At 63.5% G+C, this 13,700-nt stretch carries 9 protein-coding genes; 2 read left to right on the top strand and 7 right to left on the bottom strand.

All coding sequences use genetic code 11. The features are described 5' to 3' along the window. Positions 1–133 precede the first annotated feature (133 nt). Together carB and carA are read right to left on the bottom strand one after the other, a co-directional pair. Positions 134–3,388, bottom strand: coding sequence for a carbamoyl-phosphate synthase large subunit (gene carB / locus DW178_RS00575; RefSeq protein ID WP_118349214.1), 3,255 nt, complete (start codon positions 3,386–3,388; stop codon positions 134–136). Further along, a complete protein-coding gene (gene carA, locus DW178_RS00570; protein ID WP_118349213.1) occupies positions 3,381–4,739 on the bottom strand; it encodes a glutamine-hydrolyzing carbamoyl-phosphate synthase small subunit in 1,359 nt (452 codons plus the stop codon). The genes carB and carA overlap by 8 nt, the downstream gene beginning before the upstream one ends. A 367-nt stretch (positions 4,740–5,106) precedes the next feature. On the opposite strand from carA, the gene DW178_RS00565 reads away from it, so the two are divergent. Then, on the top strand, positions 5,107–6,303 hold the full coding sequence (locus DW178_RS00565; RefSeq protein ID WP_118349212.1) for an MFS transporter: 1,197 nt from the start codon (positions 5,107–5,109) through the stop codon (positions 6,301–6,303). Between the two features lie 91 nt (positions 6,304–6,394). Next, positions 6,395–7,582, top strand: a complete 1,188-nt coding sequence (locus DW178_RS00560) for an MFS transporter (protein WP_118349211.1) — start codon at positions 6,395–6,397, stop codon at positions 7,580–7,582. A gap of 244 nt (positions 7,583–7,826) precedes the next feature. Here the strand turns inward: DW178_RS00560 and DW178_RS00555 are convergent, their stop codons facing one another. The 5 genes from DW178_RS00555 to DW178_RS00535 all read right to left on the bottom strand — a co-directional run bounded on the left by DW178_RS00555 (position 7,827) and on the right by DW178_RS00535 (position 13,648). Next, positions 7,827–9,119 (bottom strand): dihydroorotase, encoded by a 1,293-nt coding sequence (locus tag DW178_RS00555; protein ID WP_118349210.1) that lies wholly within the window; start codon positions 9,117–9,119, stop codon positions 7,827–7,829. Continuing rightward, a complete protein-coding gene (locus DW178_RS00550) occupies positions 9,103–10,047 on the bottom strand; it encodes an aspartate carbamoyltransferase catalytic subunit (RefSeq protein ID WP_042434081.1) in 945 nt (314 codons plus the stop codon). The genes DW178_RS00555 and DW178_RS00550 overlap by 17 nt, the downstream gene beginning before the upstream one ends. 3 nt (positions 10,048–10,050) lie before the next feature. After that, a complete protein-coding gene (gene pyrR, locus DW178_RS00545; protein ID WP_042434078.1) occupies positions 10,051–10,638 on the bottom strand; it encodes a bifunctional pyr operon transcriptional regulator/uracil phosphoribosyltransferase PyrR in 588 nt (195 codons plus the stop codon). Between the two features lie 553 nt (positions 10,639–11,191). Continuing rightward, complete coding sequence (locus tag DW178_RS00540; RefSeq protein WP_118349209.1) at positions 11,192–12,460, bottom strand: glycosyltransferase family 4 protein; 1,269 nt, start codon at positions 12,458–12,460, stop codon at positions 11,192–11,194. Positions 12,461–12,514: 54 nt separating this feature from the next. Next, a complete protein-coding gene (locus DW178_RS00535) occupies positions 12,515–13,648 on the bottom strand; it encodes an aminotransferase class V-fold PLP-dependent enzyme (protein WP_118349208.1) in 1,134 nt (377 codons plus the stop codon). Positions 13,649–13,700 lie beyond the last annotated feature (52 nt).

Here is a 13,700-nt window from a genome sequence, read left to right as displayed (position 1 = left end):
TGAAAGCAAGAGGCTGCAGACTCGAAACGACGGTGAAAGCGGCGGCGCCCCGCAATGCATGCAGGGCGCCGCCGCGCGAGGCCGCCTCCCGACACCACTTCCCCGCCGGATCGCACGGCGGGATCCGTGCGCCTTACCGCGCCGGACCTCCCTCTAGCGGCAAAGGATGCTGCGGAAGATCCTGCAGCGCGATCGCAAACAGGCCGTTGGCGCGCATGGCCTCCAAACCCGCCGCCATGGCCTGGGCGCCCGCAAGCGTGGTGATCTGCGTGACGCCGTGCTTGACCGCCTCAGTTCGCAGCTCGTAGCCATCGTCACGGGTGGCATGTCCGAACGGCGTGTTGATCATGAGCGCGATATCGCCGGCGATCAGCATGTCGAGCACGTTGGGCGCCCCTTCGCTGATCTTCTTGACCGGTGTACAGTCTACACCGGCTGCGTGCAGCGTGCGCGCCGTACCCGCGGTGGCCACGATGCGAAAACCGAGTCGCACGAAATCGCGCGCGATAGGCACGATGCCGCGCTTGTCGCGATCGCACACGCTCACGAACACCGTCCCCCCTTCGGGGAGCTTGTAGCTGATGGCAAGCTGCGTCTTGTCAAACGCGCAGGGGAAGTTCTCCGCGATGCCCATGACCTCGCCGGTCGACTTCATCTCAGGTCCGAGGATGGTATCCGCGCCCGGGAACCGGCCGAAGGGCATGACCGCCTCCTTGACGCTGAAATGGTCAAGGCGACGCTCGTCGCTGGGCAAGTGCAGATCGGCGATGCTCTCCCCCGCCATAATGCGGGCTGCGGCCTGGGCCAAGGGAACCCCGGTTGCCTTCGAGGCGAACGGCACGGTGCGGCTGGCGCGCGGATTGGCCTCGATCATGTAGATGACCTGGTCCTTGATGGCAAACTGGATGTTGAGCAGGCCCACCACGCCCAAACGGAGCGCCAGGCGGCGCGCGATGGAACGCAACTGCGCCTGAATGGCGTCCGAGAGCGAGAACGGCGGCGTGCAGCACGCCGAGTCGCCGGAATGAATGCCCGCCATCTCGATATGCTCCATGATCGCGCCGACGTAGGTCTCGGTGCCATCGCACAGGGCGTCAAGGTCCAGCTCCACGGCTCCCTCAAGGAACCGGTCGAGATACACCGGATGATCCGGCGTGATCTTGGCCGCCTCGACCATATAGCGCTTCAACTGGCCGTCGTTGTAAACGATGCCCATGCCGCGCCCGCCGAGCACGTAGCTCGGTCGCACGAGCAGCGGGAATCCGATGTCGGCCGCCACCTTTCGCGCCTGATCGATAGTGGTCGCCTGCCCAGCTGCCGGATATGCGATGGCAAGCTCATCGCATACAGCGCGGAACCGGTCGCGATCCTCGGCAAGGTCGATCGCCTCGGGCTTCGTGCCCATGATGTTGACGCCGGCTTCCTGCAGCGCCGCCGCCAGCTTCAGCGGGGTTTGCCCACCCAGCGTGACCACGACGCCCTCGGGCTGCTCGATGTCGACGATGTCCATGACGTCCTCGAACGTAAGCGGCTCGAAGTACAGCTTGTCGGAGGTATCGTAATCGGTCGACACGGTCTCGGGGTTGCAGTTGACCATGATCGTCTCGTACCCGGCATCCCGAAGCGCATAGCTGGCATGCACGCAGCAGTAATCGAACTCGATGCCCTGCCCGATACGGTTCGGCCCGGCGCCCAAGATCATGACGCTCTTGCGGCCCGGCGTGGGCATGGCCTCGTTTTCGTCGGCGTCATAGGTCTTGTAGTGGTATGCCGTGGTGCCGGGGAACTCAGCGGCGCAGGTGTCGACCGTCTTGAACGCGGGCACGATGCCGAGCTGCTTGCGGCGAGCACGCACCTCAAGCTCATCAGCCCCGGTCAGATGCCCGATCTGCACGTCGGACAGGCCCATGCGCTTGAGCAACCGGAAGGCCTGCGCATCAAGGCGGTCGAGCGACATCCCGCGAAGGTTCTCCTCGACGGTCACGATATCGCGCATGCGGTCGATGAACCATGGGTCGATGCCCGTGGCCTCATGCAAGCGCTGCGTGCCCCACCCGCGGCGCAACGCCTCTGCCATGTATAAGATGCGGTCTTGCGTGGGGCGCCCGACCAGCTCATCGAAGCCGTCCTGCTCCAATATTTCCTTGCATTTGCCGTCGGCGTTCAAGCCGGCGCGCCCGTTCTCCAGCGAGCGCATGGCCTTGCCCAGCGCCTCCTCAAACGTACGCCCGATCGCCATGACCTCGCCCACGGCCTTCATACGCGTGGACAGCACGTCGTCGGCGCCCTGGAACTTCTCGAACGCGAAGCGAGGAACCTTCACCACGCAGTAGTCGATGGAAGGCTCGAAGCATGCAGGCGTGGCCTTCGTGATATCGTTGACGATCTCATCGAGCGTGTAACCGACGGCAAGGCGCGCCGCGGCCTTGGCGATAGGGAAGCCGGTCGCCTTCGATGCAAGCGCGGAAGAACGGGATACGCGGGGATTCATCTCGATGACCACCATGCGCCCGTTTTCCGGGTTCACGGCGAACTGCACGTTCGATCCGCCCGTCTCGACGCCCACCTTCTCGAGAATGGCCAAGCTTGCCGCGCGCATGCGCTGGTATTCCACGTCGCTGAGCGTTTGAGCAGGGGCAACGGTGATGGAATCGCCCGTGTGCACGCCCATGGCGTCCAGGTTCTCGATGGAGCAGACGATAATGCCGTTTCCAGCCCTATCGCGCATGACCTCCATCTCGTATTCTTTCCAGCCTTCGATTGATTCTTCAACGAGCACCTCGCCGGCAGGCGACAGCTCAAGGCCCTGCGACACGATCAGGCGCAGCTCCTCCTCGTTGTGCGCGATGCCGCCGCCGGCGCCGCCCATGGTGAAGCTCGGGCGCAAAACCACCGGATACCCGAGCTTTTCCACGATGGCCAGAGCGTCCTCGACGCGATACGCATAATCGCTGCGGGCTGTTTCGATGCCAAGCTCCGCCATGCACTCGTTGAACAGCTTACGGTCCTCGCCGCGGTTGATGGCTTCAAGGTCGCAACCGATCATCTCGACGCCGTATTTCTCAAGAATGCCGGATTCGGCCAGCTCAACCGCGGCGTTCAAACCGGTTTGCCCGCCCAAGGTGGGCAGAAGCGCATCCGGATGCTCGCGAGCGATGACCCGCTCGATGAACTCGGCGGTGATGGGCTCGACATAGGTACGGTCGGCCATGGCGGGATCGGTCATGATGGTCGCCGGGTTGGAATTGACCAGCACCACGCGATAGCCCTCATCCTTGAGCACCTTGCACGCCTGCGTGCCGGAGTAATCGAATTCGCACGCCTGACCGATGACGATGGGACCCGAGCCGATGACCAGGATGGTTTCGATATCGTTGCGTTTAGGCATTCGCGAGCTCCTTCGTTGCTTCGGCGCCGAACCGCCATCCCGCCAAGCGATCGGCGGCGATGTCGATGTCCAGATAATCCTTGCGTCCCTCCATCAAGCGCGCGAACGCCGTGAACAGATAGTGCGCATCGGTCGGGCCCGGCGCGGCCTCGGGATGGTACTGCACGCAGAATGCGGGAACGTCCAGAAACGCCACGCCCTCCACGGTGCCGTCGTTGAGATTGACGTGGGTCAGCCGAATGCGCCCGAAGCGCTCGTTCCGCACAACGGGAGCGATGCCGGCGCGTACCCAAAAGCGCAGGTCATCATGATGCTCGGTATACCCCCCCGACAGCTCCGGCACAAGCTCGCCCATGCTGGGGAACAGCACGCCGAACCCGTGGTTTTGCGCCGTGATCTCCACGCGGCGAGTGAGAAGGTTCATCACGGGATGGTTGCCGCCACGGTGGCCGAACTTGAGCTTCTCGATATCGGCCCCGGCGGCTTTGCCCATCATCTGATGACCCAGGCAGATACCGAACATCGGTACGTTACCGAGCAGCTTCTCAACCTGGGAATACGTGCCCGAGACCGCATCTGGATCGCCGGGTCCGTTGCTTAAGAACACGCCATCGGGATGCTGCGCGAGCACGTCCTCGGCAGGCGTGTCCCACGGCACGCACGTCACCGAGCATCCGGCGCGCACGAGCCCATCGAGGATGGAGCGCTTCACGCCGCAATCGTAGGCGATCACCTTGAAACGGGCATCAGGAACCTCGGCCAAGGCGAACCTCACGCTATCCGGCATATCGTGGGCGGTATGCGCATAGGGACGCTCGCAAGACACCGTGGCAGCAAGGTTTCGCCCCACGATGCTCTCGCTCGCGCGCACTTTCGCCAGCAGGCTTTCCGCATCATCATCTACGGTGGAGATGATCGCGCGCTGGGCACCATGATCGCGCACGTGGCGCACGAGCGCGCGCGTGTCCACGCCCTCGATGGCCACCACGCCGTTGCGTTGCAGGTATTCGCCAAGCGCCATATCGCTGCGCCAATTGCTCGGCGTTGCGCACATATCGCGCACCACCAGCCCTCGCAGTGCGGGCTTGCCCGATTGCGCGTCCTCGAGGTTCACGCCGTAGTTGCCGATCTGAGGATACGTCAGCGTGATGATCTGGCCTGCATAGCTGGGGTCGCTGATCACCTCGAGATACCCCTCAAGCGAGGTGTTGAAGCATATCTCGCCAAAAGCCTCCCCCGCGGCACCGCACGAGGTGCCGAAGAACACCGTGCCATCTTCTAAAGCCAACGCAGCCTTCGCGCCAACCCCCTTCGAGGTCCCGCGAAGCAGCTGTTCTGTGATGTCGCTCACATGCAACTCCTTTCGTGATGGCAAGCGCGCACCGGCTCCACAAGGCCGAATCCCCACGTCGTGGGCCGAACACCATGCAATCAAAGCCGGCCATGGCCTGCCATATTCCTTTTCGGTCTCTCCGTACCGCCCTTAAAGGACTTGGAGGAGTATACAACTGAATAGCTGTTTTACTTTGTGTTATGCAGTTTTATTACCTGTTGTTAACGTAATATGCATTGGAATTGACTGCCGATTTTGTGCAGGCGCACATAAACCCCTGGTGGGACGCGGATTTCGGCCTGCTTTCCCATTGAGGGGAACCTCCCATACGTAGTAGGATGTTTGCTATACGGGGAACTATTCCGGAATCGGGAAGGGGAAACCGATGGGAATCGATGAACAGGCGACAAGCCAACCTCCAGGTGCGATGCGCGGCGCCATCGTGGGAACGGTGGCTTTGGTGACGGTGTTCGCGGCCGCCTCCGCGCCCATACCGCTTTACGCCACGTGGCAGCAACAGCTGGGTCTTTCCGCCTCCGACGTCTCCATGACCATCGTTATGTACCTGTTCGGCGTGCTTTCCGTCCTGTTCTTCGCCGGATCGCTGTCGGACGCATCCGGGCGCAGGCCCACGGTGGGCGCCGCGCTTGCCTGCGGCGTTGCCGGCTGCCTGCTGTTCATCGGCCTGTCAAGCGGCCCCATGCTGCAATTCGCCCGCTTCGTGCAGGGCGTTTCCTGCGCGCTGTCCATGAGCGCCACCTCTGCGTTCGTGATCGACTGCACCTCGGAGCGCCATCGCACGTTCGGCATGACCATCGCAAGCACGGGGTACCTGATCGGGCTTACCGTGGGTTCGCTGGGCATCGGGTTTTTCGCCACCGTTTCCACCGCCTACTGGCAGGTGTTCGCTGTGATGGCCGTGATCATGCTTGCCACGATGCTCGCCCTTCCCTTCACGCCCGAAACGGTGCACAACCGCATCACCTGGAAAAAGGCCGTTAAACCGATGACGCACGTGCCGGCGCATCTTCGCAAGCTGCTTCCCATCGTGGCCGGCGGCTATATCTCCACCTGGTCGGTCGGCTTCTTCTTCCAATCGCTTTCCACGCCGGCCTCGGTCGACTACTTCGGGGCAACCGATCCGCTCATCCCGTCCCTCGTGCTTGCCTTGGCCATGGCCCCGAGCGCGCTCGGAGGCCCTGTTTCAGCACGCATGGGCACGCGATCCTCAATGATCGTCGGCTACATCATCATGTTCGGCGCGATCGTGGCTCTAGAGGTATGCATGGTTTTGGGGCTTTTGGTCCCCTATCTGGTGCTCGAGGTGGTGTTCGCGGTCACTACGGGCATGATCCTATCCTCGAGCCTGCATATGCTCATCAGCGCATCGACGCCGCAGGAGAATGCCAGCGTGGTGACGCTCGCCAACTTGACCGGTTACGTAGGGTCGACCGTGGTCTCGACCATCCAAACGGGTCTCACCGCCACATTCGACCTGGCAACGGTATACGCTTTCATCGCGCTTCTTGCCGCCATCTCAATCGTGCCGGGATGCATATCGATGGCCAAACATCAACGATAACAGGTAGCGAACAACCCGTCGCTTCCGGGGCGCAAACGCCTTGACGCTACCCCGATGCAACGCGACGAGCTTGCAATGACGAGGAGGGGACATGACCGAAGTCTGCCACGCATCGAATGCGAACGACCTGAGAAGCGCCATCATCGCGGCGTGCGCCATGCTGCTGACCTTCGCCGCGGTAGCGGTGCCCGTACCGTTGTACGCCGAGTACAAGATAGCCCTGGGGCTGACCGATGCCGACATCTCGCTGACCATGGTGTCCTATCTCACCGGCGTTCTGACCACGCTGTTCATAGGGGGTTCGCTCTCCGATGCGCTCGGTCGCAGGCTGCTCGTGGCCGCCGCTCTGCTATTCGGCTCGCTAGCCTGCGCGCTGTATATCTGGCTGCCAAACGGAGCCGCCTTGCAGATCGCCCGTATGGTGCAAGGCGTGTCGTGCGGCCTTACCATGAGCGCGACCTCGGCTTTCATGCTCGATTGCACCTCGCAGCGCTATCGCACCTTCGGCACCACCATCGCCAGCACCGGCTGTTTGATCGGCATGATGATCGGGTCTTTGGGCATCGGCATCTACGCCACGTTCTCACGCAACTATATCCCCATGTTCGCCGTGCTCATCGTGCTGATGATGCTCAACGCCATCCTTCTTCCGCTTGCACAGGAGACGGTCACGCAACGGATCACCATCCGCAAGGCCATCAAACCGCTCGTGCATATCCCGAAGAACCTTCGCCCGGTATTCCCGCTTGCCGCGGGATGCTATATCGCGGCATGGGGCACCGGCGTGTTCTTCCAATCGCTGTCAACCCCTGCCGCAGTGACATATTTCCAATCCGCCGACCCGCTGATTCCCGCGCTCATGTTCGCGCTGGCCATGGCACCGAGCGCGCTGGGCGGGCCCATGTCCGCCCGCACCACCACGCGATTCGCCGTATACGGCGGCACGGCGCTGCTGTGCGTCAGCTACGCGATCTTGTGGGTTACGCTCACGAAGGGCATGACGGTGCCGTTCCTGATCGCCGACGGCGTGTTCAGCGTTTCCACCGGCATCCTCCTGTCCGCCAGCATGCATATGCTCATCAGCTACAGCGACCCCGCCGACAGCGCCAGCGTGGTATCGCTCATCAACTTCACCGGCTATGTGGGCTCCACGGTGGTGAGCATCGCCATGAGCACCATCGCCAACACCTTGGCTTTGAGCACCGTTCTTATGGTCGGTTTCGCCATCTCGATGGTGTTCATGATCCCCGGTTTCGCAACGAAGGCGCTGCGCAAATAACGCTGATATGCGGCAGCGGAGCCTATGGCGCAGCAGGACGCCAGGGCCGCACGACAAGCTGCAACGCCATGCCGTGATCCGAATGGCGCTCGACGCCGACCGCTAGAGCATCGGCTTGCGAATGCGTTCGCTCGCCTCCGAGAACGCGCGGCCGCGAACAAGTTGACCGCCGAGAACGCAAAAAGGGATGCCCCGGATTCGATCCGGGGCATCCCTTCGTTGTATACGCTGGTAAAGCTCAGCGCTATTCGACGATCTTGCCGTCCTCCATGGTGGCGTAGCCGCCGACGTACACGTCGGTTGCGCGACCGGTGAGCTGAGCACCGATGAAGCCGGAGTTCTTCGCCTTGCTGCAGAAGTCCGCAGCATCGACGGTCCAGGCAGCCTCGGGATCAATGACCGTCAGGTCGGCGGTGCTGCCGGCCTCGAGGGCCACGCGCTCCACGCCCAGGATGGCGCGCTGGTTGGCGCCCATGAGCTCGGTCATGCGCTCCCAGGAGATCTTGCCGGTGGCGACCAGGTTGGTGATGACCAGGCCCAGGCTGGTCTCCAGGCCGATCATGCCGAACGGCGCCAGCTCGAACTCGCGGTCCTTCTCCCATGCGGTGTGCGGGGCATGGTCGGTGACGATGGCGTCGACGGTGCCGTCGATCACGCCGGCGATAAGGGCCTCGGCATCGGCAGCCGTGCGCAGCGGCGGGTTGACCTTGAGGGCCGTGGAGTAATCGTCGCCGATGTTATCCTCGGTGAGGAACAGGTGATGCGGGGTGACCTCGCAGGTGACCGGCAGGCCCTCGGCTTTTGCGGCGCGAACCATATCAAGGCCGCGCGCAGTGGAGATGTGCTGAATGTGCAGCTTGCAGCCGGTCAAGCGGCACAGGGCGATGTCGCGAGCAATCTGCAGCTCCTCGCCTTCGGCCGGCCAACCCAGAAGGCCTAGGCGCGTAGAGGCGACGCCCTCGTTGACCTGGCCATCGCCGACCAGGTCCTCGTCCTGGCAATGGCTCATGACCACGCGGCCGAACTGGCTGGCGTAATCCATGACGCGGCGCATCATGCCGGCGGCCTGGATGCCGCGGCCGTCATCGGTGAACGCGACGGCGCCGTGTGCGGCCATGTCGCCCATCTCGGAGAGCGTCTCGCCCTTCAGGCCCTGCGAGCAGGAGCCCGACACGTGCACGCGGCACTTGCCGGCCTGGGCGGCGATGGACTTCACATACTCGACGGCAACGGCGTTGTCGACGACCGGGTTGGTGTTGGGCATGGCGCAAACAGCCGTGAAGCCGCCGTGGGCTGCGGCGCGGGTGCCGCTGGCGATGTCTTCCTTCTGCTCGAAGCCCGGCTCGCGCAGATGCACGTGCATGTCCACCAGGCCCGGGACGACGATCTTGCCGGCCAAGTCGCGCTCGACGCCCTTCTCCAGGGAAAGGCCCTGGCCGATCTCGACGATCTTGCCGTCGCGGATGAGGATGTCGGCGGTTTCGTTCAGACCGACCTGCGGGTCGATCACGTGCGCGTTCTTAAGCAGTAATGCCATCTTCGCTCCCTCCAAGCAGCAGGTACAGGGCGGCCATGCGGGTCAGGATGCCGGCATAGACCTGGTCAAGGATGACCGAACGCTCCGGGTGGTCGGCCATAAAGGAATCCAGCTCGACGCCACGGTTGATGGGGCCGGGATGGCACACGATGCAGTCGGGGCGCATGAGCTTGTTGCGCTTCTCGGTGAGGCCGTAGAGCATGTTGTACTCGCGCAGGCTGGGGTACGGCGCGCCCTCGAGGCGCTCGCGCTGGATGCGCAGCATGTACACGACGTCAAGCTCGGGGAGCACCTCGTCGATGTTGTGCGAGATATGGTCGACGCCGAGCACCTCGGGGCGTGCGGGCAGCAGCGTGGGCGGGGCGATGGCGGTGACCTCGCAGCCCATGATCTTCAGGGCCGGGATGAGGCTGCCGCACACGCGGGAGTGTCCGATGTCGCCGACGACGCCGACCTTCAAGCCGTCGAGACGGCCCTTGGTCTGCCAGATGGTGTACAGGTCGAGCAGCGCCTGCGTGGGATGCTGATGCTTGCCGTCGCCTGCGTCGATGACGTGGACGCCGGACACGTCGGCGATCTTGCGCGGCACGCCGGCGTGCTTGTCGCGCACGACAATCATGTCGATCTTGTAGGAGCACAGCGTTTCCACGGTGTCCACCAGGCTCTCGCCCTTGACCGAGGAGGTGGAGCTGCCGCCGAAGTTCAGGCTTGCGGCTGACAGGCGCTTCTCGGCCATCTCAAAGCTCGAGCGCGTACGGGTGGACGGCTCGTTGAACATGTTGACCACGGTGAAGCCCTTGAGCGTGGGCACCTGCTTGATGCGGCGCTCGTTGACCTCTTTGAACTTCACGGCCGTTTCCAGGATGGCCATGATGTCATCGGCGGAATACTCCGTGATGTCGATAAGATGCTTATGGTTGAAAGCCATTCCCTATTCACCTCCCAGCGGTGCGGCGCCGATATGCGCGCCGTCGGACATTTCCAGAATCTCGACCTCGGACTTGCCGTCGACTTCCTCCAGGAACAGGCGCACATTCTCCTGTGCGGCGGAAGGCACGTTCTTGCCGACGTAATCTGCGCGGATGGGAAGCTCGCGATGCCCGCGGTCCACCAGCACGGCCAGCTCCACGCGAGCCGGGCGGCCGATGTCCATGAGCGCGTCGAGCGCGGCGCGGATGGTGCGGCCGGTGAAGAGCACGTCGTCGACGAGCACGACGTCCTTGCCGTCCATATCGAAATCGATTTCGGTGGAATGCACTTCGGGGGCGAAGTGAGTGGCGAAGTCGTCACGGTAGAAGCTGATGTCGAGCTTGCCGAGCGGCACCTTCGTGCCCTCGATCTGCTCGATCTTCTCAGCCAGGCGCTTGGCGAGCAGATCGCCGCGCGTGACGATGCCGACGAGCGCGAGGTTGTCCGCGCCCTTGTTGGTCTCGAGGATCTGATGCGCGATGCGCACCAGAGAGCGCTCGATCTCGTCTGCGTCCATGCAGACGTTCTTGACCGTCCCTGCGTCAGTCATACACACCCTTTCTCTAGTCGAGTGCGTACAGACAGACACGTCTTTCGGGAAAGCCGCCGAGTTTTTCGGCCCGCCCGAACCTTGACGCCATGTCGCAAGGCATAAAAAACGCCTTTGCGGCTGACAAAGGCTTCATCTCAGATCCGCTCTTGTGAAAGCGAGCGTTCGGGTGTTACCTTGTCGGTCTCTCTGTACCGCATTTAAAGGAACTGTTGGCAGTTTATGCGTACCGGCACGGTTTGACAACCCCGAATATCGAAAAAACAACCCGAGCGGTCGGTTTTTATGCAGCGGGTGATTCGCAAGCTCATCCAAATGCTTGAGCTTCCTTCTCGAGTTTATCCGAACATGTCCGGATAAACTCGAGAATTTCTTTCCAGAAGCAAGGGCCAAGGGCCCTTCCGAGAGAAAGGACGGCGAACGGGTGACCAGGGGGGACGGAGGTGCGTTCACGCAGTCGATCACCGCGCCTTCGGCAACGCAGCGCGAACGCATCCCTGTCCCCTGCTCAAGTTCCGCACTCCCCCGCCTGCCTATGCGGTTCGCGTCAGCGCTAGCCGACCATCGCGACCATGCGGGCGGCAAGCGAATCCCAAGACACGGCGGTGGCGTCGAACCCGGTTCCCCCAAGGGGCTGCTCCGCCGCCGCTTGAAGCTGTTCGAGCAGCGCATCCGAAAGGCGTCGCTCGAAGGCCGGCAGATCCTCGGGCACGGGCACGTCGACGCCCTGGATACGCGGCGGCTCAACGAACGAAACGGGGGCGTCCGGAAGGGACGCATCGAGCCACGGCCGAACGCCTGGCAGGCTCGTGACCACCGCGCGGCATCCGCTCGCAAGCGCCTCCACCGTCACAAGCGGCAATCCCTCGAAAAACGAGGGCAATGCGAACACGTGGCTTTCGTTATAGGAAAGCACCAGGTCGTCTTGAGAAACGCGGCCGCCGAACACCACCGGGAAACGGCAGCCACCGGCCAGCTCGACGATGCGATCGTATTGCCCCTGGTCGCTGTAACCGCCCACCAGGCGCAGCTCCACGGCTTGCGGATCGAGGGGAAGCAGTCCCATAGCGCGTATGAGGCTTTCCACGCCCTTGGCGCGGCATATCTTGCCCACGTACAGCACGCGCAACGGGTGGGCGGCGCGCAAGCCGGCACGAGGAGCGAACTCCTGGGAGTTGTAGCCCGTCCCCACAACGCGGACGCGATCGGCGGGCAGGTCGAACAGCTCGGCAATCTCTGCCTTCTGCGCCTCGTGCAGCGCCATCACGCCGTCGAGCGAGCGGACAGCTACAGCAATGCGGTCCTTCTCCAGATCGTGGTTGCGCAGCTGGCGCAGGTCGGTGGAATGGCAAACGCCCCAGATCGGGCACGGGCGGCCCTTCGCGAGTCCCGAACCTTCCGCAATCGGTGACCGATATTCACCGGACAGATCGTCAAGCACGTCGCACGCGGCCGAGCAGGCCAGGTATAGGTGATGGCAGATGACCGCATCGGGCTTGAAGTCGAGCACGGCTTCGCGGATACGCCGCCCGAACACGCTGCGAAAGGCCTGGACCATCTTCGGCGTCATATCGCGGTATCGCGTGGCCTCGTAGGGCATGACGTCGCTCATGCCGCACACGGGAAACGGCAGCTCGGGAGTGCGGAAGCGCACCGGGAGGAACTCGACGCCAGGGGCGAGCTGCGGGGAGTCGTCCTTGTCGATGCCGGCGATGACGGCCACCTGGTGCCCGGCGGCGGCCAGGGATGCCACCGTTTCGGCCAGGTAAACGCCGCTGCCGGTGCTATCGGGCTTTTGGGCGGAGATGCAGAGGATGCGCATGAAGGTCCTTTCGAGATCGGGAGAGCATTGGGCACGGGAGCGTCGCGGAGTACGCTACGGGCAGGCGATGTCCCGCAACGCGCTCAAGGCGTCGTCGCAATCCAACTGCGAATTCATGGCGCCGAAGCTGAATCGCACGACACCCTGCTGCTGCGTTCCCAGCGCCGTGTGCATGAGCGGGGCGCAGTGCGCGCCCGGGCGGACGCACACGCCCCATCCCTGCGCCAGCCGATCGGCGATCTCGCCGGAGTCGGCATCGCCTACGTTGACGGCGACGATGCCGCAGCGCTGCCCGGAGCCGCCGCCGAGGACCTTCACACCGTCGATATCGGCCACGCCATCCAGGAAACGCGCGACCAGCCCTTCGATATGCGCTTGCACATCCGCCACCCCGCGCTCCGCAAGCCAGCAGCACCCCGCCGCAAGACCCGCCAAGCCATGCGCATTGGCCGTTCCGGCCTCGAGCGCCTCGGGCATAAAGCGCGGATGGCGCTCGTCGAAGCTGTGCACGCCCGAACCGCCTTCCACAAGCGGGGCGATATCAAGGCCCGGGCGCACGCACAGCCCGCCGGTGCCCTGCGGCCCGTACAGGCTTTTATGGCCGGTGAAGCACACGACGTCGGCGCCGATGCCCGATGCCGAGAACGCCCATGCGCCGGCCGTCTGCGCCGCATCGAGGACGAACGGCGCGCCGGCCTTATGGGCGGCAGCGGCCATGCGCTCGATGTCGTACACATCGCCGGTCACATTGGAAGCATGCGTGACCACGACCAGGCTGGCGCCGACAAGCGCCCGCTCGTAGGATTCCCAGTCAAGCGAGCCATCGGGCAGGATAGCGGCGACGCGCACCTGGCAACCGCGCTCATCGCGCGCACGGTTGAGCGGGCGAAGCACGGAGTTGTGCGAAGCGGCCGTGGTAACCGCGATGCCGCCCGCAGGCAACAGCCCGTCGATGGCTATGTTGAGTGCCATGGTGGCGTTCAAAGCGAACGAAACGCTGCCGGCGCCCCAGGCGTCGAGCAGGTCGGAAACCGCCTGTCGCACCCCGAACACCGCCATGCTCGCATCGAGCGCCGCCTGGTGCGAACCGCGCCCAGGGCCGCCGAACGACGTCATGGCGCCGCACACCGCATCGATGACGGCTTGGGGCTTGTTCATGGTGGTAGCCGCATTGTCCAGATAGATCATGGTTTGTGCCCAATCGTTTGAAGAATACGTCGGTTACCGATTACCACCGGCA

Origin of the sequence: Eggerthella sp. AM16-19, from assembly GCF_003474385.1 — a bacterium.
In the GTDB taxonomy this organism is placed as follows: Bacteria; Actinomycetota; Coriobacteriia; order Coriobacteriales; family Eggerthellaceae; genus Senegalimassilia.
Note: the sequence above shows the minus strand (reverse complement) of the source record. Positions and strands in the feature narration are given on the sequence as shown.